This window comes from Streptomyces sp. NPDC001880 (genome assembly GCF_053594575.1).
In genome coordinates this window covers 58,817-85,743 of sequence record NZ_JBSFET010000018.1, presented here as the reverse complement: position 1 = coordinate 85,743, position 26,927 = coordinate 58,817, and the positions used below count along the sequence as shown (strand labels likewise).

General features: G+C 71.5%; 21 protein-coding genes and 1 pseudogene. 6 read left to right on the top strand and 16 right to left on the bottom strand.

Annotation, left to right across the window (positions count from 1 at the left end; genetic code table 11):
• Positions 1-24: 24 nt before the first annotated feature.
• Entirely contained in the window at positions 25-1,824 is a 1,800-nt protein-coding gene (locus ACWCQ6_RS13865) for an AMP-dependent synthetase/ligase (protein ID WP_451088796.1), read from the top strand.
• A gap of 43 nt (positions 1,825-1,867) precedes the next feature.
• Here the strand turns inward: ACWCQ6_RS13865 and ACWCQ6_RS13860 are convergent, their stop codons facing one another.
• From ACWCQ6_RS13860 to ACWCQ6_RS13845, 4 genes and pseudogenes are all read right to left on the bottom strand, one after another.
• Positions 1,868-3,931, bottom strand: coding sequence for a PQQ-dependent sugar dehydrogenase (locus tag ACWCQ6_RS13860; RefSeq protein ID WP_451088751.1), 2,064 nt, complete (start codon positions 3,929-3,931; stop codon positions 1,868-1,870).
• Between the two features lie 11 nt (positions 3,932-3,942).
• Positions 3,943-5,583 carry a glycosyl hydrolase family 8 gene (locus ACWCQ6_RS13855; RefSeq protein ID WP_451088749.1) on the bottom strand — a complete coding sequence of 547 codons (1,641 nt, stop codon included), beginning with the start codon at positions 5,581-5,583 and terminating at the stop codon, positions 3,943-3,945.
• Positions 5,584-5,616: 33 nt separating this feature from the next.
• Positions 5,617-5,895, bottom strand: coding sequence for a hypothetical protein (locus tag ACWCQ6_RS13850; protein WP_451088747.1), 279 nt, complete (start codon positions 5,893-5,895; stop codon positions 5,617-5,619).
• 216 nt (positions 5,896-6,111) lie between these two features.
• Positions 6,112-6,279: pseudogene (locus tag ACWCQ6_RS13845) on the bottom strand (Tat pathway signal sequence domain protein); the annotation flags it as partial.
• A gap of 91 nt (positions 6,280-6,370) precedes the next feature.
• On the opposite strand from ACWCQ6_RS13845, the gene ACWCQ6_RS13840 reads away from it, so the two are divergent.
• Entirely contained in the window at positions 6,371-7,207 is an 837-nt protein-coding gene (locus ACWCQ6_RS13840; RefSeq protein WP_451088745.1) for an aldo/keto reductase, read from the top strand.
• A gap of 688 nt (positions 7,208-7,895) precedes the next feature.
• Here the strand turns inward: ACWCQ6_RS13840 and ACWCQ6_RS13835 are convergent.
• On the bottom strand, positions 7,896-8,459 hold the full coding sequence (locus tag ACWCQ6_RS13835; protein WP_451088743.1) for a hypothetical protein: 564 nt from the start codon (positions 8,457-8,459) through the stop codon (positions 7,896-7,898).
• A gap of 990 nt (positions 8,460-9,449) precedes the next feature.
• The gene (locus tag ACWCQ6_RS13830; RefSeq protein WP_451088741.1) at positions 9,450-10,409 is read right to left on the bottom strand and encodes a class I SAM-dependent methyltransferase; all 960 of its coding nucleotides are present in this window, start codon (positions 10,407-10,409) and stop codon (positions 9,450-9,452) included.
• Between the two features lie 170 nt (positions 10,410-10,579).
• Here ACWCQ6_RS13830 and ACWCQ6_RS13825 point away from each other — a divergent pair, with 170 nt between their 5' ends.
• Positions 10,580-11,542 carry a LysR family transcriptional regulator gene (locus tag ACWCQ6_RS13825; protein WP_451088739.1) on the top strand — a complete coding sequence of 321 codons (963 nt, stop codon included), beginning with the start codon at positions 10,580-10,582 and terminating at the stop codon, positions 11,540-11,542.
• A gap of 22 nt (positions 11,543-11,564) precedes the next feature.
• Here the strand turns inward: ACWCQ6_RS13825 and ACWCQ6_RS13820 are convergent, their stop codons facing one another.
• Positions 11,565-11,870 carry a 4a-hydroxytetrahydrobiopterin dehydratase gene (locus ACWCQ6_RS13820; protein ID WP_451088737.1) on the bottom strand — a complete coding sequence of 102 codons (306 nt, stop codon included), beginning with the start codon at positions 11,868-11,870 and terminating at the stop codon, positions 11,565-11,567.
• A 63-nt stretch (positions 11,871-11,933) separates the two neighbouring features.
• Between ACWCQ6_RS13820 and ACWCQ6_RS13815 the strand changes: the two genes are divergently transcribed.
• Positions 11,934-12,728 carry a helix-turn-helix domain-containing protein gene (locus ACWCQ6_RS13815; protein WP_451088735.1) on the top strand — a complete coding sequence of 265 codons (795 nt, stop codon included), beginning with the start codon at positions 11,934-11,936 and terminating at the stop codon, positions 12,726-12,728.
• A gap of 357 nt (positions 12,729-13,085) precedes the next feature.
• Here the strand turns inward: ACWCQ6_RS13815 and secD are convergent, their stop codons facing one another.
• The 6 genes from secD to ACWCQ6_RS13785 form a co-directional block, all read right to left on the bottom strand.
• Positions 13,086-15,416: a protein translocase subunit SecD gene (secD, locus tag ACWCQ6_RS13810; RefSeq protein WP_451088733.1), complete on the bottom strand. Its 2,331-nt coding sequence runs from the start codon at positions 15,414-15,416 to the stop codon at positions 13,086-13,088.
• A gap of 29 nt (positions 15,417-15,445) precedes the next feature.
• Positions 15,446-16,036 (bottom strand): hypothetical protein, encoded by a 591-nt coding sequence (locus ACWCQ6_RS13805; protein ID WP_451088731.1) that lies wholly within the window; start codon positions 16,034-16,036, stop codon positions 15,446-15,448.
• Between the two features lie 29 nt (positions 16,037-16,065).
• Positions 16,066-16,896 (bottom strand): rod shape-determining protein, encoded by an 831-nt coding sequence (locus ACWCQ6_RS13800; RefSeq protein WP_451088729.1) that lies wholly within the window; start codon positions 16,894-16,896, stop codon positions 16,066-16,068.
• Positions 16,897-17,043: 147 nt separating this feature from the next.
• Positions 17,044-19,152: an NAD-dependent DNA ligase LigA gene (gene ligA, locus ACWCQ6_RS13795; protein WP_451088727.1), complete on the bottom strand. Its 2,109-nt coding sequence runs from the start codon at positions 19,150-19,152 to the stop codon at positions 17,044-17,046.
• A gap of 27 nt (positions 19,153-19,179) precedes the next feature.
• Positions 19,180-21,279: an alkaline phosphatase family protein gene (locus tag ACWCQ6_RS13790; RefSeq protein ID WP_451088725.1), complete on the bottom strand. Its 2,100-nt coding sequence runs from the start codon at positions 21,277-21,279 to the stop codon at positions 19,180-19,182.
• Between the two features lie 99 nt (positions 21,280-21,378).
• Positions 21,379-21,792: a hypothetical protein gene (locus ACWCQ6_RS13785; RefSeq protein WP_451088723.1), complete on the bottom strand. Its 414-nt coding sequence runs from the start codon at positions 21,790-21,792 to the stop codon at positions 21,379-21,381.
• A 215-nt stretch (positions 21,793-22,007) separates the two neighbouring features.
• On the opposite strand from ACWCQ6_RS13785, the gene ACWCQ6_RS13780 reads away from it, so the two are divergent.
• Positions 22,008-22,790 carry an MBL fold metallo-hydrolase gene (locus ACWCQ6_RS13780; protein WP_451088721.1) on the top strand — a complete coding sequence of 261 codons (783 nt, stop codon included), beginning with the start codon at positions 22,008-22,010 and terminating at the stop codon, positions 22,788-22,790.
• Entirely contained in the window at positions 22,787-23,407 is a 621-nt protein-coding gene (locus tag ACWCQ6_RS13775; RefSeq protein ID WP_451088719.1) for a DedA family protein, read from the top strand. Before ACWCQ6_RS13780 ends, ACWCQ6_RS13775 begins: the two co-directional genes overlap by 4 nt.
• Here the strand turns inward: ACWCQ6_RS13775 and ACWCQ6_RS13770 are convergent.
• The 3 genes from ACWCQ6_RS13770 to ACWCQ6_RS13760 all read right to left on the bottom strand — a co-directional run bounded on the left by ACWCQ6_RS13770 (position 23,397) and on the right by ACWCQ6_RS13760 (position 26,707).
• Positions 23,397-24,455 (bottom strand): MBL fold metallo-hydrolase, encoded by a 1,059-nt coding sequence (locus ACWCQ6_RS13770; RefSeq protein WP_451088716.1) that lies wholly within the window; start codon positions 24,453-24,455, stop codon positions 23,397-23,399. The two genes, ACWCQ6_RS13775 and ACWCQ6_RS13770, sit on opposite strands and share 11 nt — an antisense overlap.
• A 25-nt stretch (positions 24,456-24,480) precedes the next feature.
• On the bottom strand, positions 24,481-25,725 hold the full coding sequence (locus tag ACWCQ6_RS13765; protein ID WP_451088714.1) for an aminotransferase class I/II-fold pyridoxal phosphate-dependent enzyme: 1,245 nt from the start codon (positions 25,723-25,725) through the stop codon (positions 24,481-24,483).
• A 130-nt stretch (positions 25,726-25,855) separates the two neighbouring features.
• Positions 25,856-26,707 carry an SMP-30/gluconolactonase/LRE family protein gene (locus ACWCQ6_RS13760; RefSeq protein ID WP_451088712.1) on the bottom strand — a complete coding sequence of 284 codons (852 nt, stop codon included), beginning with the start codon at positions 26,705-26,707 and terminating at the stop codon, positions 25,856-25,858.
• Positions 26,708-26,927: the final 220 nt, after the last annotated feature.

Below are 26,927 nucleotides of genomic sequence, written 5' to 3'. Positions count from 1 at the left end.
TTGCGCGAGTTCACTGTCCCACCCATGGCGGCCGCGCCCCTCGTGGGCGGGCTGGCCGACGTGGTCTTCGACCATGCCGAGGAGGACCCGCACCGGGTCGCACTCGGCCGCAAGGACGCGAGCGGAATCTGGCGGGATGTCACCGCTGCGGCCTTCCGCGACGAGGTGCTGGCGCTCGCCAAGGGGCTGATCGCCCACGGCGTCAGATTCGGCGACCGGGTGGCCCTGATGTCGCGCACGCGCTACGAGTGGACGCTCTTCGACCTCGCGCTGTGGACGGTGGGCGCCCAGTCCGTACCGGTCTATCCGACCTCCTCGGCCGAGCAGGTGCTGTGGATGCTGCACGACGCCGGGGTGTCCGCCGTCATGGTCGAGCACGAGGAACACGCGATGACGATCGCCTCGGTGATCGACCGGCTGCCCGGCCTCAAGCGACTCTGGCAGCTGGACACCGGCGCGGTGACCGAACTGGTCGAGGCGGGGGCGGAAATCGAGGACGAGGTGGTGCACCGCCACCGCCGCGCCGTGACGCCCGAGTCCGTGGCCACCGTCATCTACACCTCGGGGACGACCGGGCTTCCCAAGGGCTGTGTGCTCACGCACGCCAACTTCATGTTCGAGACGGACACCATGGTCGCCCGCTGGAAGTCGGTCTTCCGCTCCCGGCCGGGTGACGAGGCGGCGACACTGCTCTTCCTGCCGCTGGCCCATGTCTTCGGCCGGATGGTCGAGGTCGCGGCGATCCGCGGCCGGGTGAGGCTCGGCCATCAGCCTGAGCTGTCGGCCAAGGCGCTGATGCCGGACCTGGTGACCTTCCGGCCGACTTTCATCCTGGCGGTTCCCTACATCTTCGAGAAGGTCTTCCACGCCGCCCGGCGCAAGGCCGAGGCGGAGGGCCGGATCGGACCGTTCGACAAGGCCGTGGACATCGCGGTGAAGTACGCCGAGGCGCTGGAGGCGCGGGCGTTCGGGACCGGTCCGGGACCGTCGGCCGGGCTGCGGATGCAGCACCAGTTCTTCGACAAGGTCGTGTACAAGAAGGTGCGCGAGGCGATGGGCGGCCGGATCCGGCACGCCATGTCCGGCGGTTCGGGGATGGACCGGCGGCTCGGGCTGTTCTTCGAGGGCGCGGGCGTCACGGTGTACGAGGGGTACGGACTGACCGAGTCGACCGCGGCGGCCACGGCCAACCCGCCGGAACGCACCAGGTACGGCACGGTCGGGCTGCCGATTCCGGGGACGACCGTGCACATCGCCGAGGACGGTGAGGTGTGGGTGCACGGCGACAATGTGTTCGCGGGCTACCTCGGCGCCCCGCAGGCCACCGAGGCGGTGCTGCACGAGGGCTGGCTGGCCACCGGGGACCTGGGCTCGCTCGACGAGAACGGATACCTGACGATCACCGGGCGGAAGAAGGAGATCCTGGTGACGTCGGGCGGCAAGAGTGTGGCGCCGGCCGGCCTGGAGGAGCGGGTGCGGGCGCATCCGCTGGTCGCGCAGTGCATCGTGGTCGGCAACGACCGGCCGTACATCGCGGCGCTGGTCACGGTCGACCAGGAAGCGGTGGACCACTGGCTCACGATGCAGGGGCGGGCGCCGCTGAAGCCGGAGGACCTGGTGCGCGATCCGGATCTGGAGATGGAGGTCCGGCGGGCGGTGGTGGCCGCCAACACGGCGGTCTCCCAGGCCGAGTCGATCCGTACGTTCCGGATCCTGGCGCATCCCTTCAGCGAGGAGCACGGTCTGCTCACCCCGTCGCTCAAGCTGAAGCGCCGGGCGATCGAGACGGCGTACGCGGCGGAGGTCGACGCGCTGTACCGCTGAGGCCCGGCGTGCCCCGGCGGTACAGCGCGTACGGCGTCCCGTGCTACGTGATCGAGACGCGGAACACCTTGTCCGAGCCGTCGGGTTCGTTCCCCTTGTTGTCGCAGTTGGTGGTGGAGAGCCAGAGCTGGTCCTGGCCGGGAACCTTGGTGACCGTGCGCAGCCTGCCGTACGATCCGACGTAGTACGCGCTCGGCGTGCCGAGGTTCTCGGTGTCACCGGTGATCGGCACCCGCCACAGCCGTTCGCCCTTCAGCGCGGCCATGTAAATGACGTTGCGGACGATGGCGATCCCGCTGGGCGAGGCCTCGGAGATGTTCCAGGTCTTCTTCGGGTTGGTCATGCCGTCGGTGGTGCAGGTGCCCTCGCAGATGGGCCAGCCGTAGTTCCTGCCCGGCTTGATGAGGTTGAGCTCGTCCTTCTTGCTGTCGCCGAACTCCGCTTCCCACAGCCGGCCGTTGCGGTCGAAGGCGAGCCCCTGCGGGTTGCGGTGGCCGTAGCTGTAGACGTAGTTGCCGAACGGATTGCCCGGGGCGGCCTTGCCGTCCGTCGTCATTCGCAGGATCTTGCCGTTCAGCGAGTTCTTGTCCTGGGCCAGGTCGGGGGTCTGCGCCTCACCGGTCGACACGTACAGGAAGCCGTCGGGGCCGAACAGCAGCCGTCCGCCGTTGTGGTACCTGCTCTTCTTGATTCCCTGGAGCAGGACCGTGTACCCGCTGAGCGAGCTGCCGTCGTAGGTCATGCGTGCCACACGGTTGCCCTCGGAGGCGGTGTGCATGAAGTACACGTAGTGGCTGGTGGACCACTTCGGGTCGACGGCGACGCCGAGCAGACCTCCCTCGCCGCCGGTCGTGACGGCGTTGGGCACGGTCCCGACCTGGGTCCTGGTGCCGTCGGGGGTGGCCTTGAGGACCTTGAAGCTGTCCCGTTCGGTGACCAGCGCGCTCTTGCCGTCGGGCATCCAGTAGGTGCCCCAGGGGATGGACCAGCCGCCGGAGACGGTGGCGATGCCGGACGGCACACCGCCGTCGGTGGCACAGGCCGGGGTGGTGAAGGTGACCGTGTTGCTCGGCGGTGAGGCGTTGCCCGCCGCGTCCTTGGCGACGACGTCCAGGGTGTACGGGCTGGCGCAGGCGAGCCCGGTGAGGGTGGTCGTGGTGGCCGGCGGGGTGCCGGTCACGGTCTTGTGGACGGTGCTGCCGCTGCGTACCTCGTAGGCGGTGACGGCCTTGTCGTCCGTCGACGCCCCCCAGTTCAGGACGACGCCGTTCGCGGTGAGGCCGGAGGTGGACAGGGTGCCGGGTGCCGAGGGTGCGGTGGTGTCGGAGCCGCGCAGGGTGGTGCAGTCCACGATCGGGCTGACCGACGACACATTGCCGGCCGCGTCACGCGCGAACACCGTGAGGTTGTAGGTGGTGTCGGGGGTGAGCCCGGTCAGGTTCTTCGTGGTGGCGGTGCCGGGTGCCTCACCGAACTTGTTGCCGTGTTCGTAGATGTCGTACGCGGCGACTCCCACGTTGTCCGTGGCGGCGCCCCAGCCGAGCGTGAGGCTGTTCTCGGTGATCTCCGAACAGCTGGGCGCCGTGGGCGCGGTGGGGGCCTCGGTGTCCGAGGCGGTGACCGTGACGTCGAGACGGTCGAGGTTGGGCAGCCCGCTGGCCGATGTGGACGTCAGCCGGATCTTGTTGCTGCCCGCCTTGACCGGGGTGGTCAGGGTGGAGGTGGCCCAGGTGTTCCAGTCGGTGGTGGCGCTGAACGCGCGGGCGGCCGAGACCACCGTGCCGTTCACGGCGACATCGGCGGGCCGGGCGTCGGCCGTGCCGTTGGAGTAGCGGACGGCGATCTCGCCGGTGCCGGCGGAGGCCGCGTCGACGGTGAACTCCACATAGCTGCCGACGACGTTGTCGCCGTTGACGAAGCCGGTGCCCGAGTAGCCGGAGTGGTTGGACTCGGCGGCGCCCTTGACGATCGTCGCGGACTCCGCCTCGTAGCGGGTGGCGACCGCGAAGGCCGGCTGCGGGACCGCCTGCACCAGGGCGGTGCAGAGCAGCACGGCGGTGAGCGCCGCCACTCCTCCTCGTGACGTGGTGAGCGTTCCGATCTGCATCTGATCCTCCGTCAGGGAACCCAGTGGTTGCCGGATGCGACGATCATCGACTGGAGCTGGACGCTCCCGCCGTAGTAGAGATCCGGGTCGATCGGGGTGGTGGCGAGCTTGTTCCAGAGCGCGTCGAGCCAGGCCTGGGAGCCGGAGTCGGTCAGCGCGGTCACGGCGAACGGGGCGGTGAACGCCATGTCGTCGCCGCTGTCGAACACCGAACCGTTCAGGTGGTAGCCGCTGGCGATCTTGTCCGGGTCGCCGCCCGTCTTGGCCTTGATCCAGGTGTTGAGCTTGCGGGCCGCGGCGAGCGAGGCGCTGTCCCCGCTGGTGACGGCGTCGGCGCCGATGCGCCACGGGTCACGGCAGGCGTTCCAGGAGTAGTCGCCGTCGTTGGGACTTTCGAGCACCTCGCCCGGGGCGGGCTTGGCCGTAGTGTTGGTGTTGACGACGAAGTCCGCCAACAGCCCTGTGCCTGCGGCGTACTTGGACTGCTGGGAGGCGATCAGTTCCTGGTGCGCCGTGCGCACGGTGTCCCAGGTGCTGTCGCCGGTGGCGGCCCTGAAAGCGCGGAAGTGGTCGATCATCCAGTCCGACGAGCGGGTCATCCAGTAGTGGGACTCCCCCGAGTCCGACCAGTCGCCGAACAGCATCAGGTGCGTGGTCGGGTTGACCTCGCTCTTCTTGATGGCGTTGATGTGTTTGACCGCGAGGTCCTTGTAGTTGTACGTCCCGGTCGAGCCCCACTGCCTGTCGGCGAGGAGCAGCCCGTAGGCGACGTCCAGGTCCCCGTCGGTCGCCGAGTCGGAGCCGTCGACGCTCTTGCAGGAGGCGTCCTGTTCGGCGGCGAGGAGGTCGGAATTGTTCACCGAGGGGTGCGCGAGCATGTACTTGACCATGCCGTCGAAGACGGTCTTCGCCTCCGGGTCGGCGCCCGCCATCGTCGCGGTGACGACCATCCCGTAGCCCTGGGCCTCGGCGACGTAGGGGTGGTCGGCGTCCGGCGAGATGACCTCGTACCAGCCGTTGCCGCAGTTCTTCCTCACGAACGCGGACTTCCAGGCGTTGTACGTCTTGATCACGGCCTGGTCGAGTGCCGACTGTTGGCCCGAGGGCTTCAGCATCCCCGCGGCGTACGGGATCGTGTGGCTGCCGAAGGGTACGGCGGGACTGCCGGTGGCGGGGGCAGCGGTTTCGAGGTGGTCGAGATTGGGTCCGCCGTCGGCCGTGGTCGCGGTGGCCCGGACGGTACTGGTTCCGGCGGGGAGCCGCGCGCCGATGGTCTTCGTCGCCCAGGTGTCCCAGGACCCGGTGGAGCCGAACGGGACGCCGGAGGCGACGACCGTGCCGTTGACGCTGATGTCCAGCGGGCGGTCGGTGGTGGTTCCGTTGGCGTAGCGGATGGCCAGCGAGTTGCCCGCCGCGGCGGCGTTCACCGTGAACTCCACAAAGGATCCGGCCACGTTGGTGTAGTCGACGAACCCGGTGCCGGAGTAGCCGGCGTGGTTCGTCGCCACGGCCGCCCGGGAGAGCTTCGCGCCCTCCGCCTCGTAGCGGGTGTCCGCCGCGGCGGCCGACGGCACGCCGAGCAGTGGCATCAGCAGTCCGGCGGCAGCGAGTGCCGCTCCGGCGAGGGTCACTCTGCTCGTGGTGGTACGCATGGGGTCTCCTCAGCCCTTGTACTGGACGACGGTCTAGGTGAATTCGCACAGGGACCGGGACACCCCGCTGCAGGTGTCCCCGTCGCTGTCGGAGCCGCAGGGCCGGCCCCGGTCGACGAACCGGAAGGCATAGCGCGCGATGTGGTGCTGCTGGGAGTGGCCGAGGTTCTTCCTGAAGTCCTCGGTGGTGACGGTCTCGTCCGCGTTCGTGGTGGCGTAGGCCTTCGGAAAATGGCCCAGCAGGGGCAGGAGCAGACAGCCGAGACCTGCGAGGGCGGCCATTGCGCGGCGTGGGGGTGCGGGAGGGTGCACGGATGATCCCTTCCGATTTCCATGTTAGGAAAGGTTCCTGACCGACACTGCATAGGATTCCCTGCAGAGCCTTCTGTCAATGCCCCGCGCGGGCCCAAATCTCAAGTGGAGCAGTCGGGTTGGGCGGAGCGCAGGCAGTTCTCAGGTGCGGCGGGGCATGTCCCGCCGCACCTGGTGCGGCGGGGCGGGTCCGCCTCCTGTTCCCGAGGCCGGTCGGACCGGTTGGCACCCCCGCATCCCGGTGAGCAGGAGATGGGTGTCCTGCAGCGATCCCGAGGGGTCTCCGAGCGACCGGCAGATGCCCCACTTGGGCCGGACCCGGTCGGCGAGCAGGATGTCGACGGCTGATGCCGACCTGTCGACGACAGTGGTCGCCCCGTCCTTCCTCGGACGGATGAGGCCGTGGGGGAATGCTCGGCGGGCGGTGATCGTTGACCTGGGGAGTACCAACCGACGACGTAAGGATCGACCGCTCGTGAGCCAGGTCCCCTCCATCACCCTCAACAACGGCGTCACGATGCCGCAGCTCGGTTTCGGTGTCTGGCAGGTGCCGGACGACGAGGCCGCGAAGGCGGTCACCACGGCCATCGAGTCCGGGTACCGCAGCATCGACACCGCCGCGATCTACGAGAACGAGCAGGGCACCGGCCGGGCGATCGCGGCCTGCGGTGTCGCCCGCGAGGAGCTGTTCGTCACCACGAAGCTGTGGAATTCCGAACAGGGGTACGACTCGACCCTGCGCGCCTTCGACGCCTCGCTCGACAAGCTGGGGCTCGACTACGTCGACCTTTATCTGATCCACTGGCCGGTGCCGGCCAAGGACGCGTACGTGGACACGTACAAGGCCTTCGAGAAGATCCACACCGACGGCCGGGCCAAGGCCATCGGCGTCTCGAACTTCCTCCCTGAACACCTGGAGCGCCTGCTCGGCGAGACCTCCGTGATCCCGGTGATCAACCAGATCGAGCTCCACCCGCAGCTCCAGCAGGCCGAGTCGCGCGCCTTCCACTCCAAGCACGGCATCGCGACCGAGGCCTGGTCGCCGCTGGGGCAGGGCAAGGGGCTCCTGGAGGTCCCGACGGTCGTCGCGATCGCCCAGAAGCACGGCCGCACAGCCGCCCAGGTGGTGCTCCGCTGGCATATCCAGACCGGCAATGTGGTGATCCCGAAGTCCGTGACGCCGTCGCGCATCGTGGAGAACCTCGACGTGTTCGGCTTCGAGCTGGACGCCGACGACCTCGCCGCGTTCGCCGCGCTGGACGAGGGCAGGCGCCTGGGCCCGAACCCCGGCGAGTTCAACGTCGGCGCCTGAACCTGCGCCATCGCACCGTTGACACACACGGACCGCCGCCCGGCTGCCGAGCCGGGCGGCGGTCCGCTCCGCAGGAGAGAGCCGGAACAGCAGCGCCATCACCCTGGAGGCCGCCGACGGCAGCACGGCGAACGGCACCTGTGACCAGCGGCGGGACGACACCGGACCTCGGCCAGTGGTGGCAAGTCGGAGCCGGTGCGGACACCCCGGGCACGGGCCGGACACAGGCCGGCAGGGGGATGTGTGCGGATGCGCGCGGACCAGAATTCGAGTGGCCCTTCGACGCCGTGCCGCCCGGGCCGTCACCCACCCGGACCAAGACGGCCCTTCGGCCTCCTGACGGCCGGGACATGGGCGGCGTCTGCCACGCCGGCGCCACGTTCTGCCGCCCGGCCGCCGAGCCCCGCCGAGGGCCGCGGGCCGAGAAACGAATCCGGAAGCCGAATCCCGGGACCGGGACCGGAACCGGAAAGGCACCGGCCCGAACCCGGTAGCCGCGTGCGGCACGGCTGCTCCTGTCGACTGGCAGCGCCTCACCGTCCGGTTTTACTGTGACCTGGCAGGTGTTTGAGTTTGTCAGTCGTCATTCAGGTGCGGGTATCCGACCGGGTTACTCCGGTCGGATACCCTGGCTGGAGCCCCGGCCCGATTACGGCGGGCCGGGGTTCACGTCAACCCGGTGACTCGGTCACCAGTCCTTGCCACCGCCGTCGTAACCTCCGTCGAAGTGATGCTTGATGACACGGAAGCTGCCCACGACTCCGTTGTCGACCCACACACCGCCCTTGACGTGGCGCGGGCGCACCCCGTCGCTGGAGCTCCACGGACCGACGGTGGCGATCGGGGCGCCGTTGTCGCAGGTGGCACCGCGGAAGACCTCGACGGTCCGGCGGCTGTCGTTGCGGATGTTGAGGGTCTTCGAGCCGAGGCCGCTGACCACGGTCACACAGCCACCCAGGTCGTCGGAGTACGTCCGCTCGTTGATGTGGATGCGACCCTTGTGGTGGTAGCCACGGCCCTTGTCGTGGTCACGGCCCTCGTCGTGGCCACGACCCTCGTTGTTGTTGTTGTTGCCCTCGTTGCCCTTGCCGACGTCGCCGCCGCCGAGCGCCGAAACGGGAACGGTCTGCTGGACGGCCTGGGACGCCTGGGCAGGCTCGGAGGTAGCGGCCGAGGCGTAGGTGATGCCGGTGGCAGCCAGGGCTGCGGCTGCCGCGACGGCGGCCGTAACGACGGTGGAACGGGTAATCATGTCGCTTCTCCTGTTCTCAGAAAGGTCGGCTGAGCAGTCGACCCGTGGATGAAATTACTGAGATTCGTCATACCTGTCATATCGGACACGGCGAAGGTCGGCGTCAGCGATCCGATCGAGGTACATATAGTCCGCCAAATGCGATATTCGCATAATTTGACGAGATACCAATTGCCCTTATTCATGGGCGAATTGATCCGCGATTAGACTGACAGGGGGACATTCTGATGCCCACTCACCCTGGCAGCAGCGTGTCTTTTCTTGACACGGTCCGGGCAAAGCGGCCGGGGCCCGTGAATACCCGTCATCCACGGCGCCCTCCGCGCTTCGCCTACACGGGTCCCACGGCTCATTCCGGAGCCGCGCCCTGTTGGCCTACTCGGGCCGGATGAGCAGAAAAGAGCTGGTCGGCGGGGGTCAGCCGTCCAGCCGGAGCCTGCGGTCCCAGGTGTACTCGCCCCGGGCGCGTTTCGAAAGCAGCGCCGTCGCCCGGAAGGCGGGGCCGGAGGCATCCAGTGCGTGCGATCGCAAGGCGGTCCACGGCCGCCCGGCTCCCGGCCCGCTTCCGACACGAGGCGGCCGTGCGCCCGGGGGCCGCCGCAGATCCGCGGCGCCGCGACGGCCCCCTGTGGTCCGGCGCTCACCGCCTCCGAGCCGCCGTCGCCCGCTCCGGGCACACGCAGCTGCGCCTGCACGGCTGGTTCCGGCGGTCCCCCGGTCCGGCGGACGGGCGGCCCGCACACCGCCCGCCGCGTCCGGGCACAACACCCGGGTGCCGGCCGAGACGGCGGGTTCGCGCACCACTGCCCGGTCGGCGCCGCACAGCGCGGCACGGGTCATCCGCAGCCGGATCCGGGATGCCCGCACGCCCCTCGTAACTACTGCTCGGCCCGCCCGGTGCGCCATGTCCGGGGAACCCGGCAGGTCAGGGCCGGTGGACCGGATCGGAGCCGGGACGGGCCCGGCTCGTATCGGCAAGGTCGCGCGCGGTCAGTCCCGCCGGCCCAGGTGCACGGTGCGTGCCGAGAGCAGGTAGACATCGGGGCGCCGACGCAGACCGGCCGGGTCGTCGGGGTCGAGCAGCCGGTCGAGTACGGCGATGTCCTCGGCCGTGAGTTCCTCCTCGAACATCTGGCGCCTGCGGGCGAACTCGACGACGACATGGTCCCGGGCCCGGTCGGAGAGCGGCGCCGGAAGGTCGAGCAGGAAGCTGCGGGTTCCCTGCGGGGCGAGTCCGACCGCGGTGAACAGGGCGCTCCAGTCCTCGGTCTCCCGCGTGGTGCCGGGCAGCGCCGCCCGCATGTCCTCGAACCGGGCCGCGTTGATCGCTTCGAGCCTGGCCTCCAGGCCGGGCCGCCCGATGCCGATGTCGCGCGGGAGGCGGCGGGGCTGCAGTCCGCCCTCGACCAGGGCGACGCTCCCGCCGGGGCGCAGCAGCGCGGCGAATCCGGCCAGGACGGCGCGCTGGTCGCCCATGTGGTGCAGGGCGTTGCCCACCCAGATCAGGTCCGCCTCCCCAAGTCCGCCGAGGCCCTCGGGGAGGTCCGCCTCGTGCGTGCGGACCCGGTCGCCGAGACCGAGGCGTTCGGCGTGGTTCCGGGTGCGTTCCAGGAGTGCGGGGGTGCCGTCGACGGCGACGACCTCCGCCTCGGGAAACATCTCGGCGAGCAGGCAGGTGATCACGCCCGGCCCGCTGCCGATGTCGAGCACCCGGCGGACCTTCGGGGCCGTGGGGAGTCCGGCGATCCAGCGGGCCGCCTCCTCGTACTGCGGGCGGCTGACCTCGGCTTCCTGCTCCAGCTGCGGCCCCATCACACCCCAGTCGATGTCACCCGCATCGTGATGGTGGCCATGAGTGTGGTCGTGGTGCGTGCCGCGGGCCGCGTCCGGGTGGTGCTGGTGGCCGCGGGCGGTGTTCTGGTGATGACCGTGTCCGGTTTGCTGGCTCATGGGAACAGCCTCACCACGGATCTCATCCACGGCAAGCTTCGTTGCCGGTTCAGCAAGTCCTCCGTTCCGGCCGCTGCCTCGCGCCCGGCACCCGCCCCGACTCCCGACGCATCTCACTCAATGGACACCGGAATATTGCCGGTACGCCGCCGGGCCCATAACTTGCGTTCATGGAGCTGGAGTTACGCCACCTGCGAACCGTACGTGCCATCGCCGACACCGGGAGCCTGACCAAGGCTGCCGCCACGCTCGGGCTCGCCCAGCCCGCGTTGAGCGCACAGTTGCGAAGGATCGAGAGGGCGCTCGGCGGTCCGCTCTTCGACCGCGACCACACCGGCGCCCGGCCCACGCTCCTCGGTGAGCTGGTGCTCGAACGGGCCCGGGTGGTGCTGCCCGCCGTGAGCGAGCTCCAGGAGGAGGCGGTGCGGTTCGCCAACGCCTGGGGGACGATGGAGCGCTTCCGGCTGGGCGGCACGCACGGCCCGCTGCTGGGCGGTCTTGTGGACCGTCTGGTCACCGCGCATCCGACCGCGCCCGTGTCGACGTACACCTCCTGGTCGGTCACCGAGATCGCCGCCCAACTGGTGTACGGGCGCCTCAACTTCGCCCTCATCGGCACCTGCGGGGAGAGCCCGCCGCCCGGCAGCGACCGGCTGACATGGCAGGTGATAGGTGTCGACCCGGTCTTCGTGATGCTGCCGGACTCCCACCCGCTCGCCGGTGAGCAGGAGCTCGACCTCGCCGCGCTGGCGGACGAGTGCTGGACGGACGTGCCGGGCGAGGGCTGTTTCGCCGACTGTTTCATCGGCGCCTGCGCACGGGCCGGATTCAGCCCGGTCTCGGTGTACGAGACGGATACGGCCTCCGTCGTCCATCTGGTGCAGGTGGGGCGGGCGGTCGGGCTGTGCCGGGCGACGTTTCCGCCGACCCCGGGGCTGGTGACCCGGCCGATCACCGGCTCGCCGCTGAGCTGGCGCCATCTGCTGGGCTGGCATCCCCGTTCGACGGCGGCCGGCGCGGCGGCGAGCGCGGTGAGCGGATACGCACGGGCGGCGTACACGGAGGCGGTGGAGCGCAGCGAGAGCTATACGCGCTGGCTCGCCGCGCATCCACGGTTCGGTGCGGCAACGTGACCTGGCACGCGCGTCGCCGTGGCTACCGCACGCCGTGTCCGTCGGCGATCGCCGCCACCCGCGCGGCCAGGTTCAGATCGTGCTCGGTGACCACACCGCCCGCGTCGTGCGTGTTCACGGAGAGCGAGACGGTGTTGTATCCGAGGGTCAGATCGGAGTGGTGGTTCAGTTCGTCCTGGATGGCGGAGACGTGCACGGTCAGCCCAAGTGCGGCGAAGTGGGTGTGCAGCCGGTAGGTGCAGGTGATCCGGTCCCCTTCCAGCGCCCAGCCGGGCAGTCCGGCCAGACGGTCCTCGATCTCTTCCTGCGACAGCGGTGCGGCGGGCATACGGCGGCTCCCTCATCGGTGATCGGTGCCGGTCGGCGGTGCCGGTGACGTTACGGTCTGGGTATGACAACTGTCGCGCTTGACACGGGGGTAGGACCGCTGCTGCGCAGCTGGCGGGAGCAGCGCCGGATCAGCCAGTTGGAGCTGGCACTCCGCGCCGATTCCTCCGCCCGGCACATCTCCTTCATCGAGACGGGCCGCTCCCGCCCCAGCGAGGAGATGATCCTGCGGCTGGCCGAGCATCTCGATGTCCCGGTCAGGGAACGCAACGCCCTTCTGCTGGTGGCCGGTTACGCACCCCGCTACACACAGACCGCGTTCGACGACCCGGCGCTGGACGCGCTGCGCGAGGGGATGGAGCGGTTGCTCCAGGCGTACGACCCGTATCCGGCGCTGGTCGTCGACGGTTCGTACAACGTGGTGGCGGCCAATCGGGGCATGACGACGCTGCTGGAGGGAGTGGCCGAACACCTGCTCGTACCGCCGCTCAACGCCATGCGGATCACCCTGCACCCGGAGGGGCTGGCCCCGCGCATCCGCAACCTGCGGGCGTGGCGGGCCGATCTGCTGGACCAGATGGATCGCCAGATCGCCCTGGCCCGTTCGGCGGAACTGCGTGAGCTGTACGAGGAGGTCGCGGGCTATCCCGTACCGGAAGACAGCGGCCCCGGGCCCGTTCCGTCGCTGCCCTTCGCGCTGCCGCTGCTGATCGAGCACGACGGCCGGGTGCTGTCCTTCGTCTGCTCCATCGCGACGTTCAACACTCCGATGGATGTGACGGTGGCCGAGCTGGCGATCGAGACCTTCCTGCCCGCCGACCCGGCCACCGCCGACCATCTGCGATCCCTCTCCTCCTGAGCCGAAACGGCGGGTGTGGATGACGTCGCACCGGACGTCTCCGTCGCCACGCGGTCCAGGTCAGGGGCGCCGAGCCGGCGCCCGAAGCGGACTTCGAGCGCCGGAACCGATCCGGAACGGACCCGGAGCAGCCGACTCGACGACGCCAGGGCGTGTTTCGAAAGTGGCGTCGTCCGCCCGGAGGGCGGGGTCGGGGGCGCCTGATGCGTGCGATCGCGAGGCGGAGGGAGGAGAGCGCAGCGGGCTGCGCCTACGACCGACAACGCGGCGAGCAATGGTCTCCCCTGCTCGAGCGAAGCCGAGAGCTCGGGGGAAGTGCCAGGCGCCCCCGACCAGGTGGGACCTTCGAAACACGCCCTAGACGCGTGCTCCGTTGTCGAGCGGATCCCGGCGCGCCCGCCCCTTACCGGACCGACGTCGCGGTGCCCGCTTGCGGGCGGGCGGCGGGGCCTTGCTGCTGCGCTCCAGCACGAGGGCGACCGGCACGGCGGTCAGCACCGAGGAGTACGTGCCGACGCAGATGCCGATGAGCAGGGCGAGGGCGAAGTCCGCGAGGGAGTCACCGCCCAGCACCGCAAGCGCGACGAGAATGAAGAGCGCGCCCATTCCGGTGTTGACCGTTCGTGGGACGGTCTGGAGAACGGCCCGGTCGGCGATGGTGGCCAGCGGTACGCGACGGGCCTTCGCCCAGAGTTCCCGTACCCGGTCGAAGACCACCACCGAGTCGTTGACGGAGTATCCGATGACGGTGAGGAGCGCGGCCAGGAAGATGCCGTCGATGGTACGGCCGAGCCAGGCGAAGGCACCGACCAGGATGATCACGTCGTGGACCAGCGCCCCGACCGCGGCCACGGCGAACGTCCAGCGGAACCGGACCGCCAGATAGATCAGTTGCACGAAGACGGCGATGCCGAGTGCGATCAGGGCATTGCGCCGCAGTTCGTCGCCGAGGCTGGGGCCGATCAGCTCGTCGCGGACCTTGGTGGTCTTGCCGCCTTCCTCCTCGAGGGCGGCGCGCAGGGCGTGTTCGCCGTCGTTGTCGAGTTCACCGGTCCGTACGGAGAGGTCGCCCGACCCGGCCGTGGTCACCTCGGCGTCGCCGAAGCCCGCGTCGGCCAGCGCGGCGCGGGCCTGCTCCACGTCGACGGGCCGGCTCGTCGAGTACTCGATGAGCCGGCCGCCGGTGAACTCGACGCCCAGGTTGACACCGCGCACGACGATGCCGAGAACCGCGACGGCGACCAGTGCGGTGGAAACCATCAGCCAGCGGCGCGGATACCGCATCAGGCGGGGATCGCGGCGGGTCAGCCAGGTGCGGACCCGGCCGGGGAACGCGATGCCGTTGACGCCCCGGTAGGAGCTGACGAACCGGGAGCCCGCGGCGATCTCGGTGAGCGCGCGGGCGACGACGAGCGCGGAGAACATGGAGGCGATGACACCGATGGCGAGGGTGACGCCGAAGCCCTTCACCGGTCCGGAGCCGAGGAAGAAGAGCAGTCCGGCCGCGATCAGCGTCGTCACGTTGGAGTCGGCGACGGCGCTCCAGGCGCCCTTGAATCCGGCGGTCAGCGAGGAGCGCAGGGAGCGGCCCGGATGCTGTGCGTGTTCCTCCCTGGCCCGTTCGAAGACCAGTACGTTGGCGTCGACCGCCATTCCGATGGCCAGGACGAATCCGGCGAGGCCGGGCAGGGTGAGGGTGACGCCGAGGCCGACCAGGGCTGCGTAGGAGATCAGTCCGTAGGCTGCGAGCGCGACGGCGGCGAGCGCGCCGAAGAGCCGGTAGATGACGGTGATGAAGAGTGCGGTGGCGGCGGCGCCGATGAGGGCGGCGCGGGCGCTGGCATCGATCGCGGCGGCGCCGAGCGTCGGTCCGACGGTCCGCTGCTCGACGATCTCGACGGGGAGCGGCAGGGCGCCGCCCTTGATCAGCAGGGCCAGTTCGCGGGCCTCGTCCGCGCTGAACGATCCGGTGATCTGGGTGGAGCCGGAGGGCAGGCCGGTGTTGCAGGCGACCGTCGGGGAGACCTGCGGCGAGGAGATGATCTGCTGGTCGAGGACGATGGCGACGCGGCGGCGGTCGTCCTGGACCGGGTGGCATGCGGCTTCGCCGGTCAGCCGGGTCCAGTCCCGGCCGGCCTGCTTGTGGAAGTCGAGGGACACGGTCCAGCCGGCGCCCTGCTGGGCGTCGAACACGGCGGTGGCGTCCTTGACACCCGCGCCGGAGAGAACGGCCGGGCCGAGGTCGAGGGCGCGCCCCTGTTCGTCGGGGAGGGTCGGCCCCGCACCGTCCTTGCCGTCCTTGCCGTCCTTGCCGTCCTTGCCGTCCTCGACGCTCCCCGGGCCCTGGACCGCGTGGAAGCTGAGCTGGGCGGTTCTGCCGATGACCTCGGCGGCCTTGCGCGGGTCCTGGACGTCCGGGAGCTCGACGATGATCCGGTCCTCGCCGGAGCGGGTCAGCGTGGGTTCGGCGACGCCGAGCGAGTCGATGCGCTGGCGCAGTACTTCGAGCGTGCGCTCGGTGCTCTCCCGGTCCGCCTTCGCGGTGTCCGAGTCCTTGGCCTGGAGCACCATCCGGGTGCCGCCCTTGAGGTCAAGGCCGAGTCTGGGTGACATGGTCAGCGAAATGAGCACGGAGACGAGCAGTACGGCGGCAGCCAGCACCGCTCGCACCGTGGTGGCGCGAGTCATGGTTTTCCTCCGAGGGGCGCCGGGCGCCCTCACCTCGGCAGGGGCGGCACGGCGGTTCTGTGGGACGGGACCGGTGGCAGGACCGGTGGCCGGTGAACGGCCGTCCGTGGAGGCCCGCGTACGCCGGGTAGCGCGGTGCGCGAGTGGTCGGTGGCACGGGAGGCTGCGGTGGGGGCCGGGAGATCGGCCCGGTGGGGTGCGTGGATGCCGGGCGCGCCGGGCAGCAGGGCATCGGGACCGGGCGGCGGGAGGTGGTGCGCGGTGCGGGCCTGGTCGCTGCCGGCCCGGGGCTGGGGGCGGGGTGCGGTCGGTGGCCCGGACCGCTGGTGGTCGGTGGCCGTGGCGGTGCGGGTGCGCCGGGTGTCGTGGACGGTGCCCGTGCGGGCGGTCCGGTCGGTGTGCGGGGTGGGCTGGTGGGCGCCGGGGGTGTACGCGGCGGAGGGCGGGACGCCGGCGAACGGCCGGGCGGGGGGTACGGATCCGGCGGCTGCGGGGGTGCCGCCGACAACGGTGAGAACGGCGAGCAGAAGGGCGGCGAGAACCAGCCGGGCCGCCTGCGCGGTGCCGGGACGGACGGCGCGACCCCGGCCGTGACCGGTCGGGCAGGCCCCTGGGGGCACGTTCCCCGGGGGCGGCCCCGGGAGGGGGGTCACCCGGTTCGGCCGGTCAGGACCGGGGCCGCGCCGGCCCGGCGGAGGACAGAGCTGAGGACCATCCCGGCGCCGCGTACGACGGCCGTCGCCGGGTCGTCGGCGAGACGCACCGGAACCCCGAGGCGGACCGCGATCCGGTTGGTGATGTCGGGGCGGGCGGCTCCGCCCCCGGCAAGCAACGGGCCCCTGCGCAGGGCCCCGAGAACGGCACCGTGCCGGTCCTGCTTCCACATCTCCATGATCATGTCCAGGACGGTGCGGACGATGGCGGTGGGCGGCTGTGCCGGGGCGAGGTCGCCCAGCCCCGTCTCGGCCTGGCGGGCGTCGCGGACCTGCCCGTCGACGAGCAGGGTCGCCTCGGTCAGTTCGGCGCCGATGTCGACGACGAGCAGCGGGCCGCCGTCGCGCGGTCCGGCGTAGGCGGCGGCCCTCGCGCTGTCGAGGGCGATGACGGTCGTCGGCCCCAGAGCGGCGATCAATTCCCTGGCCTCGGCACGCTGGCGGGCCCCGGCGAGGACGGGGTGGCTGAGGACGATCACGGTGCCGGTGCGGTCCGCGCCCAGCGCCGTGTCGGCGATGCGGCCGAGCATCCGGCCGCAGGACTCGGGGTCGACGATGCGCCCCCGCCGGACCGGGCGGCCGTGCCCGGCTCCCCTACCCGGGTCACCGCAGACGTCGGTGTCGGCCAGGACGCCGTGTCCGGGCACCCAGACACGGGTGCGGGAACTGCCGAGATCGAGGGCGAGGCCACGGGTGACACCGCGGTGGTCCTGGTGGTCCCGGCGAACGGAGGGGCCGAGTCGTCGCCCCTCGTGCAGAGAACGCATCGCCCCTCCCACCGGCTCGCCGTCACGGCCGCACACACCCATGACTCGCTGATAGCGAGGCATGGCCGAGCCCTCACTATGCAATAGGGAGGCAAAGAAAGCCACTCCCGGGCAAAATCCAAGGGCTCGGCCGCGCGGCGCCGTGCCTCACACCTCTGACGGCAGGAACACCGCGACCAGTTCGGCGAACTCGTCCGGCGCGGCGATCCGGATGCCGAGGTCCTCCGCCTTGGTGCGCTTGGATCCGGCCTTCTCCCCGGCGACCAGGAGCGAGGTGCGCTTGGAGACACTCGACGAGGACTTGCCGCCGGCCCGCTCGATCAGCTCGTTCATCTCGTTCCGGGAGAGCTTCTCCAGTACGCCGGTCATGGCGCCGGTGACCACCACCGTCATCCCGTCCAGCGGCAGGGCACCGCCCTCCCCGTCCGAGGTGGCGGCCGGCTCCTCGCCCTCCTCCCCCGGCTCGGGCGGCGGCGTGGCTCCGGGCTCCGTCATGTTGACCCCGGCGGCCACCAGCTTCTCGATCAGCGGGGCCAGCTCCACCAGCTCCGCGACCACGCCTGCGGCCTTCTCCTTACCGATGCCGTCGACCCGCTGGAGCTCCTCGGCATCGGCCGCCCTGATCCGGTCCATGTCCGCGAAGTACCGGGCGATCCGCCGCGACATGGAACGACCGGTGCCGCGCACCCCCAGCGCGCAGAAGACCCGGGAGAGCGGCTGGGTACGCGCCGTCTCGATGGCGGCCAGGAGGTTGTCGGTGCTGGTCTCGCCCATCCGCTCGAGGCTCAGCAGCTGCTCGCGGTCGAGGGTGAAGAGGTCGGCGAAGTCGGCGACCAGACCGGCGTCGACGAGCTGGACGACACGGGTAGCACCGAGGCCCTCGATGTCGAGCTGGTCGCGGCCCGCCGCGTACGAGATGGAAGCGACGAGCCGGCAGTCGCGGCCCCGGACACAGCGCCAGCGCTGCTCGCTGGTGTCTATTTCGGAGCCGCACTGCGGGCACGACTCGGGGAAGTCGATCGGCTTCTCGTCACCGGTCCGCAGATGGGCGACGGGGGCCTCGATGCGGGGGATGATGTCGCCCGCCTTGTAGACCATCACCCGGTCGCCCAGGCGCAGGTCGCGGCGGGTGATGTCGGCGGGGTTGTGCAGCGTGGCGTAGCTGACGGTCGAGCCGTCGATCTCGACCGGCTCCAGCACCGCGCGCGGCGCGATGATGCCGGTGCGTCCCACGTTCCACTCGACGCCGAGGAGCCGGGTGACCTTCTCGACGGCCGGGAGCTTGTAGGCGATGGCCCAGCGCGGCGCCCGGCTCCCGGAACCGGCCTCGCGCCGGTCGGCCGCGAGATCGGCCTTGATCACGATGCCGTCGATACCGAAGGGCAACGAGGCGCGCAGGGCTGCGACTTCCTCCACCCGGCTCTGCACCTCCTGGACGGTGGTGACGGTGCGCGGGGCCACGTCCGTGTCCGCGGCGGTGTGCACGCCGAGGCGGTCGACGAACGCGAGGACCTCGCTGTGCGGGAGTTCGGCGAGGGTGTCGGTGAGCTCGCCGGAGTCGGGCAGCGGCAGGGCGCCGTAGGCGAAGAACGTCATCTCCACCGTGTACGCGCGGTCCTTGGCCCGGAGGGTGCCCGCCGCGCCGTTCCTCGGGTTGGCGAAGGGGGCGCCGCCGTGTTCCGTGCGCACGGCGTTGGCCTGCTCGAACTGCTGGGTCGTCATGAGGATCTCGCCGCGCATCTCGATCGTCACCGGCTCGGCGAGCTGCTCGGGCAGGCCCACCACGGTGCCGATCGCATGCGAGACGTCCTCGCCCGCGGTGCCGTCGCCCCGGGTGATCAGCTGTTCCAGGCGGCCCGCCCGGAAGCGCGCCGCGACCGCCAGTCCGTCGAGCTTCGGCTCCACGCTCCACGCCGCGACGGGCCGTCCTATCCGGCGCTCCAGCGACGCCGTCCAGGTGACGAACTGGTCGGCCGAGAACACATTGTCCAGCGAGAGCATCGGCACCGTGTGCGGCACGTCCCCGGCGGCGGCGCCACCCGCCACCTTGCCGGTCGGGGAGGCGGCCAGCACCTCCTGCGGGTGCTCCTGCTCGTAGGCGGCGATCCCCCGCACCAGCCGGTCGTAGGCGTCGTCGTCGAGCGTGCTCTCACCCGTGGCGTAGTACGCGGCGGCGGCCTTCGTCGCTTCTTCGACCGCGGCGGCGTAGGCGGCGGTGTCGGCGAGCACAACAGCTGAGTTCGTCATGGCCCCCATCCTGCCGTCCACCACTGACAACGACCCTCAGCCGGCTGCCTGGACCGTGCCGTCCGCCTCGTCGGCGCCGGCCACCGCACCCGGCGCCGACAGGGGAATCTGCGGACCCGAGCACTCCCGCAGCCAGCGGCGCAGCACCTTGTGCACCTGTTCGGCGCCCACCAGCTCCTTGCCGGGTGCCACCGGCTCGGACAGCTGGGCCGGCCACAGCAGGAACGGGCGGGACTGCTCGCCGCCCAGGCCGCCGTGCGAGCCGATCTGCTCCTCGAAGGCGTGCACATGGCCCGTCGCGTCGTCGTGCATCGAGTTGACCATGATGTCGGCGACGTGCGGGAAGGTGTCCGTACGCCGCACCGCCGCGGCCGCTCCGGGGCCGAACGGGGCCAGCGGGCCTTCCCCGTCGACCAGCTCCGAGACCGGGATCTCCGTGCCGCCGCGGCCCAGCACCACCGATCCATGACGCTCGCTGCGGACCAGCAGAAAGCCGATGCCGGGGTGGTTGGCGAGGGTGCCGAGCAGGGCGGGGTGGCAGTGGTCGAGCTGTTCGCGCGAGGCCCGCCCCTCGATGTCGGGGAAGGAGATCAGGCCGAGGTTCCCGGAGGCGAGGACCACGGGGTCGGACGGCTTCGCGAGGTGCTCCGCCGCCTCCTCGTCGACCGGCCGGTGCAGCGCGATCCGTACCGCGTCACGCGCCTCCGAGCCGCTGCGGGTGCGCTGCGCCCGGCGGGGCACGGGCAGCCCGCAGCCCGCCCGCACCAGGTCCTTGAGGGTCAGTCCGTACGCCCCCGCAAAGGTCTCCCCGGGGCTCTGGCCGTGGTCGGAGAGGAGCACGATCCGGTAGGTGCGCGGGGTGTGCTCGGCGACCTTGACGATCAGGGCCAGCGAGCGGTCCAGGCGCGCGAGCACCTTCTCCGCGTCGCGGCTGTTCGGTCCGGAGTGGTGCGCCACCTCGTCGTAGGCGACCAGGTCGGCGTAGACGGCGGTGCGGCCGGCGAACATGTCCCCGATGACGGCGGCGACCACCACATCGCGTTCGACGACGGTCGCGAAGGCCCGGATGAAGGGATACAGCCCGCCGCGCTTGATCCGGGGCGTGACCTTCCGCATCCGCGCCCGGGTCGACTGGCCGATCTCGCGGCAGACCTCGGCGACGAACGACACCGCGGTGCGTACGGCGTTGGCCGGGTCGGAGAAGTACGCGAAGTACCCGGCCCTGGAGCGGCGGCCCCTGCCGAACCGGGCCGCCATGGACAGGACGAGCGCCAGTTGGTCGGCGCCGCCGCTGAAGAGGTTGCCGCGGCTGGCACCGTCCAGCGCGAGCAGTCCGCCGTCGTCGGTGCGCGCGACGGCCCTGCGCTGGAGTTCGAGGGCGCTCGCGGGCCTGCTGGAGACCATGACGTCGCCGGTCTCCTTCTCGTACCAGCGGAAGGCGGGGACGTCGTGGTTGCTGCCGTGCAGGATTCCGAGCTGGCTGGCCCCGGTCTGGCTGGACCAGTCGGTGCGCCACGGTGTGAGCCGGTGCCCCTCCTCGTCCGCCAGCCACTGCGCGACGGTCGGCATCAGGCCCGTGTCGGCGGCATGGGCGAGCACGTCGTGGCCGACGCCGTCGAGCTGGATGAAGACTGTCCCCGGCGGCCCGCTGCGCCCGCTGTCGGCACCGCTGCGCCGTCGGCGGCGGACGGCCAGCCGGGAGAGCCTGCGTCGGTAGGCGTTGTCGTCGCGGACGGCGAGCGCGGTGGAGGTCGCCGAGGCGACGGCGGACATCACGGCCGCGACCACGACGGCCATCTCCGGGTCGGCGGCGCCGCGCCCGTCCGGGATGAGCCGCAGGGCGACCAGCAGCAGCGAGCCGTTCAGGAAGAAGACGAGCAGCCCGAGGACCAGCGCGGGCACGATGAGCAGGGCCCGTACCACGGCCGGCCAGACCAGCGCGGAGAGCAGACCGAAGGCGCCGGCGCCCCAGGCCGCGGTGAACGCGGTCTTGGTTATGCTGTCGCCGTCGTCCGACTGGAGCTGGAAGTCCGGCAGAATCCCGGCGAGCAGCAGCATCGTGAGCGTCGAGACCGCCCACACCACGACCACTCGCATCAGGGCGCTCCCGGCCGCTCGCCATCGCCCGTCACCCACGCCGCTCCACCTCACGTCCGGACCCCGCCGTTCCGAGTCCTGGCCCCCAGCTTTTCACAGCGGCCGCGCGGGCCCCGGCCGCAGCGGCCGGGAGCCGGGTCAGCAGCCGTCGTAGCCGGCGGTCGGCATGGAGAGCCTGCGATGCACGCTCGCCTTCGTACGGGCGTTGTACGGCGGCTCGTCCAGCCCCGCGAATTCCAGGCGCACACCGCGCCGCTCGCACTCCGCTGCGAACTCCGGCACCGAGGTGAGTGCCCGGGCCAGCACCCGGTCGTTGGCGGCGACGAACAGCTCGACCTCGCCGCTCTCGACGTCGGTCCACAGGGCGTGGTGGTCGGGGCGCAGCCCGTACAGCCGCAGCTGACGGGTGACGACGTATCCCTTGTCGGCGGCCCAGCGGGCGCACATGTCGTGCTGGCTGCGGGTGTCCACGAGGAACGGATCGCTGTCGAGTTCCTCGAGTGGTGTGAGACTGGCGATGGCCGCCACCCGTACATCCGTGACGTCCCCCATGGCCGTCCCCCCGTGCTAGGTCGTGTCGTCGAGCTGCCGTCTGCCGCGCGGCAGCTCGGCGACCCTACCCTCCGGCCCCGTGCGCAAGAAGGCGCGTGCCGGGACTGCGGGAGCGCGGAGCGTCGGCACGGAACACCAGTGCGCCCCTGCCCGGTCCAGCCCTTAGGCTCGATGCCGGGGCCGGAATCGAGAACCCGGGAACGAGGAGGCGTCGCGTGCCGGTGGAAGTCACCTGGTGGGGTCATGCCACCTGCACCATTGAGGACTCCGGGGTGCGGGTGCTGACCGATCCGCTGTTCGTGCGGCGCTTCGCGCATCTGCGCCGCCGCCGCGGCGAGCTGCCCGGTCCCGAGGCGGCGGTCGCCGATGTGGTGCTCGTCTCGCATCTGCATTCCGACCATCTGCATCTGCCGTCCCTGTCCAGGCTCGCCCCCGGCAGCAGGCTGATCGTGCCGCTGGGCGCGGTGCGCGCCGTGCCGGGGCTGCGGGGGCTGCGCTCGGCGCGCGGGCTGCGGATCACCGAGGTGGCCCCGGGTGACGAGGTCCGGGTCGGCGAGGTGCGGGTACGGGCGGTTCCGGCGATGCACGACGGCAGGCGGCTGCCGGTGGGCCCGCACCGCTCCCCCGCCCTCGGCTTCGTGGTCGAGGGCGAGGCCCGGACGTATTTCGCCGGTGACACGGGGCTCTTCGACGAGATGGCGCAGGTGGTCGGTCCGGTGGACGTGGCGCTGCTGCCGGTGGGCGGCTGGGGCCCGTATCTGGGCCACAGTCATCTCGACGCGGGCCGGGCGGCGCAGGCCTTGGCCCGGCTGGCGCCGCGCTCCGCGGTGCCGGTGCACTACGGCACGTACTGGCCGATCGGCCTGGACGGGGTCAGGCCGCACGAGTTCCACTCACCGGGTGACGAGTTCGTCCGCAAGGCGGCGCTACTGACTCCGGAGGTGGCCGTGCACCGGCTGTCCCACGGCGAGCATGTGCGGCCGGAGGCCGCCAGGTGATCCCGCAGGTCGTGGGGCAGCTGCCCCCGGAGTCGACGCAGCAGGCGGTCGGCTATCCGTCCCTGTTCCTGCTGGTGGCGCTGGGTGCGCTGGTGCCGGTGGTGCCGACGGGCGCGCTGGTGAGCTCGGCCGCCGTGGTGGCGCTGCATCATTCGTCGCCCTTCTCGCTGCTGATCGTCTTCGTGGTGGCCTCGGCTGCGGCGTTCCTCGGTGACATCTGTCTGTACTGGCTCGGCCGGCGCGGGGTGCGGTCGAGGAACGGTTCGAAGTGGCTGCGGGCGATCCGCGACCGGGCCGCTCCGGAGCGGCTGGCGCAGGCGCAGCAGAAGCTGGACGAGCACGGTGCGGTGGTGCTGGTGCTGTCCCGGCTGGTGCCCGCGGGGCGGCTACCGGTGATGCTGGCCTGTCTGCTGGCCCGGATGCCGCTGTGCCGGTTCGCCCGCGGCGATGTGCCGGCGTGTCTGGCGTGGGCGGCGACGTACCAGCTGATCGGCGTCCTGGGCGGTTCGCTCTTCCCCGAGCCGTGGCAGGGGGTGGTCGCGGCGGTGGGTCTGACGGTGCTGATCAGCGCGACACCCGCGATGTGGCGGAAGACGAGGGCACGGTTCAGCCACTGATCGCTCGGGAGGTCGGCTCCAGCACGCGCGAGGCGCCGATCGGCAGGTCCCAGAGCTGCGTCCGGGGGTGTCCGGCCCGTCGCCAGGCCGTGCGCAGCCGGGTCAGCGGTTCGAGTACGGGTTCCGCGGACAGCAGGAAGGTGGCCCAGTGCATCGGCGCCATCGCACGGGCGCCGAGATCCTCGTAGGCCCGCACGGCCTCCTCGGGATCGGTGTGCACGTCGCCGAGCCACCAGCGCGGTTCGTACGCCCCGATCGGCAGGAGGGTCAGGTCGATGCCGGGGTACCGGCTGCCGATCTCGCCGAACCAGTGCCCGTACCCGGTGTCCCCGGCGAAGTGGATCCGCTGCGCGCCGGGGCCGGAGGTGCCGATGATCCAGCCGCCCCACAGGGAGCGGCAGGTGTCGGTGAGGGTGCGCTTGGACCAGTGGTGGGCCGGTACGAAGTCGAAGCGGACCTCGTCGATCTCCGCCGATTCCCACCAGTCGAGTTCGGTGACACAGGTGAAACGGCGACGGCGGCACCAGCGGCCGAGTCCGGCGGGGACGAGGAGCGGGGTGTCCCTGGGCAGTCTGCGCAGGGTGGGGGCGTCGAGGTGGTCGTAGTGGTTGTGGCTGATGACGACGGCGTCCACGGGCGGCAGTTCCTCCCAGCGGACGCCGACCGGGGTGATCCTGGCCGGGGTCCCGAGGATGCGCCGGGACCAGACGGGGTCGGTGAGGACGGTCAGCCCGCCGGTACGGATGATCCAGCTGGCGTGCCCGGCCCAGGTGACACAGGCGCTGCCCGCGGGGACGGCCGGGAGGGGTTCGGGAGCGTAGGGGAGCCGGTGGATGCCGCGCAGCCCCTCCGCGTTGGGCCGCAGGGAGTGCTCGCGGGCCAGCCGGGACATGCCCATGACACCCGGCAGCGGCGTGGTGAGCCGGTCGGCGAAGCTCCTGGGCCAGTCGCGGACCTCGCCCAGCGGACGCGGTCCGACGATCCGGCCCCGGGTCACGCGGTGCGGCTGCGCGGTCCCGGCACGGGAGCGCTCGGTCTGTTCCGTCATCGAGAGACTCCCGTCTCGCATTTCCTCATCGGAGTTCGTCGAGTGCCGTTCCGAAAATGCTCAGCGCTTCGGCCACATGCGGCAATTCCAGGGGCTCCACAGCGGTGAGGGACTCCAGTTGCTGCTCCGGGGTGGAGCCGAGCAGGGTCCCGGTGCCCAGCCGTACGCGCAGCGCCCCCAGTTCGTCGCCGAACCGGTGCCCGCCCGGCGTCGGCGCGCCGAGACGTTCCGTCAGGTACTCCTCCAGCTCCAGCGAGTCCGTGACGCCCCGGCTCGCCAGCCGGGATCTGAGCGGGCCGAGATCGGCGTAGAGGTGCCGGCCCGCCTGCGGGGGCCTGGCCAGCGCGCCCGACGCCAGCACCGCACGGTGGGCCGCGGCGGCGACCCGCGCCTGGAGCGCGGCGGCGCGGCGGACCCGGTCCGTCACGGCAGCCGGTTCGCGCAGCGCGTGGGCGGCGGCCCGCGCGACCGGCGCCGCGACGAGCGCCCCGAGCGCGGTGAGGATGTCGAGCGTACGCGCGTGGCGCGCCGCCGCCCGTTCGGTGTCCGGAAACCGGGCGACCGCCACCGGCCAGGCGGACGGGGTCAGCGCCCCGGCGAGGTCGCAGACGACGGTGACGTCGTCGGGGCACATCTCGGCCGGACTGAGCAGGACCGTGTCGTGCGGCCGGTGCAGGGTGTCGCGCCAGGTCTCGTCGCTGATGACGTGCAGCCCCTCCGCGACCGCCGCCTCGCACGCCTCGCTCACCAGCTCCGGCGGGGCGACGGTGGCGGTCGGATCGTCGACGACGGAGATCAGCAGCAGCCGGGGCATGCCGCCCTCGGCGCGTACTCTTCGCACGGTCTCCAGGAGCGCGTACGGATCGGGCACGCCACCGCACTCGGCCGGGGTCGGCACATGGTAGGCGGGTCGGCCGAGCAGCCGGGCCTGCGGGATCCAGGTGGCGGTGCAGGGGCGCGGCATGAGCACGTCGCCGCCGTGTGCGGCGATCAGCGCGAGCAGCAGCGGTGAGGCGCCCGGGGCCGCGGCGACGCGCTCCGGGCCGCCGTGCAGTCCGCGTCGCTCCCAGTAGGCGGTCGCGGCCTCGCGCAGTGCGTCACCGCCACCGGTCGGTTCGGGTTCGCCGCGGCCCGCCGCCGAGGCGAGCACCTCGGCCAGCTCGGGCAGCACGGGCAGACCGGGGGCGAGGGCGGGCGGCGCGTACCGGACGGGGCCCCGGTCCTCACGTACGGAGCACCGTCCGGTCCGCTCGGTCCGCTGCCGCGCCATCCGGGCCTCCTTCGCCGCCGCCCCGTCGTCCTGTCGCGTCGTCTCGCACTCAGGGCCCTTTACACTCAGGGCCCTTTATACGAGGGTTCGGCCGACCGCGCCCGCCGACGGAGCGGCGGGTGAGGCGGGATCAGCCCGCGAAGGCTGCCTGGGGCATTCCGTGCCCCGCGTCCGGCAGCACCAGCAGCGAACCGGACAGCGGGTGCGGGGCGGCGAGCCCCGTGCGGGCCGAGGTGATGTAGAGATCGCGCAGGCCGACGCCACCGAAGGCACAGGCGGTCGGGCGCCGCACCGGCAGTGCGACGGTCCGGTCCAGGGCGCCGTCGGGCGTGTACCGGCGCACCGCGGCGCCGTCCCACAGGGCGACCCAGACGGCCCCCTCGGCGTCGACCGTCAGCCCGTCGGGGAATCCCGCGCCCTCCTCGACGGTGGCGAACGGGCGGCGGTTCACGGCGTGTTCACCGTCGAAATCGAAGACGTCGACGCGGCGCGTGGGTGTGTCGATGAAGTACATCAGCCGCCCGTCCGGGCTCCAGCCGATGCCGTTGGCGCACGCCGCGACGGGCAGCACCGCCGTCACCGCACCGTCGGCCGCGACACGGATGAGACCGCCTCCGTCCGCCGATCCGTCGTAGCGCATGGTGCCCGCCCACAGCGCGCCGTCCGGCGCGACCGCGGCGTCGTTTCCGCGCCGGCCCGGCACCGGGTCGTGGACCAGCCAGCGGAAGGCTCCGTCGGGACCGTACAGGCCGATGCCGTCACGCAGATTGACCACGAGTCCGCCGGCGACGCGCGGCTTGGCCGCGCCGACGTGCTGTTCGGTCGCCATCACCGTACGGCGGCCGCTCACCGGGTCGTAGGTATGCACGCGCGCGGAGACGATGTCGACCCAGACCAGCCGACCGGTGGCCGGGTCCCAGGTCGGGCCCTCGCCGAGCTCGGCCTGCTCGTGCACGGCCACGTCCAGGTGTGGTGCGTTCACTTCTGCCTCTCGTGGCCGGAATGTCGAGCACACACTAATCGCGTGGCTTTCGGCCCGGCAATGCCGCCGGTCTTGCGGTGACAGATGCCATGCGTCCACTCTCCCCGGCCCGGGGCCGGGGCGCGAGTGCAGCCCGCCCATATAGCAAGACACCTATCTCATAATTCGGCACTCAGGCGTACGGTGACGGCGCCGGCCGACGCTTCGCCACTCGCGTTCC

Coding starts and splice junctions, on each gene's coding strand:
- ACWCQ6_RS13830 (WP_451088741.1), bottom strand. CDS start 10,409: ATGAGCCAGCAAACCGGACACGGTCATCACCAGAACACCGCCCGCGGC.
- ACWCQ6_RS13860 (WP_451088751.1), bottom strand. CDS start 3,931: ATGCAGATCGGAACGCTCACCACGTCACGAGGAGGAGTGGCGGCGCTC.
- ACWCQ6_RS13800 (WP_451088729.1), bottom strand. CDS start 16,896: ATGCGTTCTCTGCACGAGGGGCGACGACTCGGCCCCTCCGTTCGCCGG.
- ACWCQ6_RS13820 (WP_451088737.1), bottom strand. CDS start 11,870: ATGCCCGCCGCACCGCTGTCGCAGGAAGAGATCGAGGACCGTCTGGCC.
- ACWCQ6_RS13855 (WP_451088749.1), bottom strand. CDS start 5,583: ATGCGTACCACCACGAGCAGAGTGACCCTCGCCGGAGCGGCACTCGCT.
- ACWCQ6_RS13765 (WP_451088714.1), bottom strand. CDS start 25,725: ATGGCGCGGCAGCGGACCGAGCGGACCGGACGGTGCTCCGTACGTGAG.
- ACWCQ6_RS13865 (WP_451088796.1), top strand. CDS start 25: ATGGCGGCCGCGCCCCTCGTGGGCGGGCTGGCCGACGTGGTCTTCGAC.
- ligA (WP_451088727.1), bottom strand. CDS start 19,152: ATGGGGGCCATGACGAACTCAGCTGTTGTGCTCGCCGACACCGCCGCC.
- ACWCQ6_RS13785 (WP_451088723.1), bottom strand. CDS start 21,792: ATGGGGGACGTCACGGATGTACGGGTGGCGGCCATCGCCAGTCTCACA.
- ACWCQ6_RS13835 (WP_451088743.1), bottom strand. CDS start 8,459: ATGATTACCCGTTCCACCGTCGTTACGGCCGCCGTCGCGGCAGCCGCA.
- ACWCQ6_RS13825 (WP_451088739.1), top strand. CDS start 10,580: ATGGAGCTGGAGTTACGCCACCTGCGAACCGTACGTGCCATCGCCGAC.
- ACWCQ6_RS13815 (WP_451088735.1), top strand. CDS start 11,934: ATGACAACTGTCGCGCTTGACACGGGGGTAGGACCGCTGCTGCGCAGC.
- secD (WP_451088733.1), bottom strand. CDS start 15,416: ATGACTCGCGCCACCACGGTGCGAGCGGTGCTGGCTGCCGCCGTACTG.
- ACWCQ6_RS13770 (WP_451088716.1), bottom strand. CDS start 24,455: ATGACGGAACAGACCGAGCGCTCCCGTGCCGGGACCGCGCAGCCGCAC.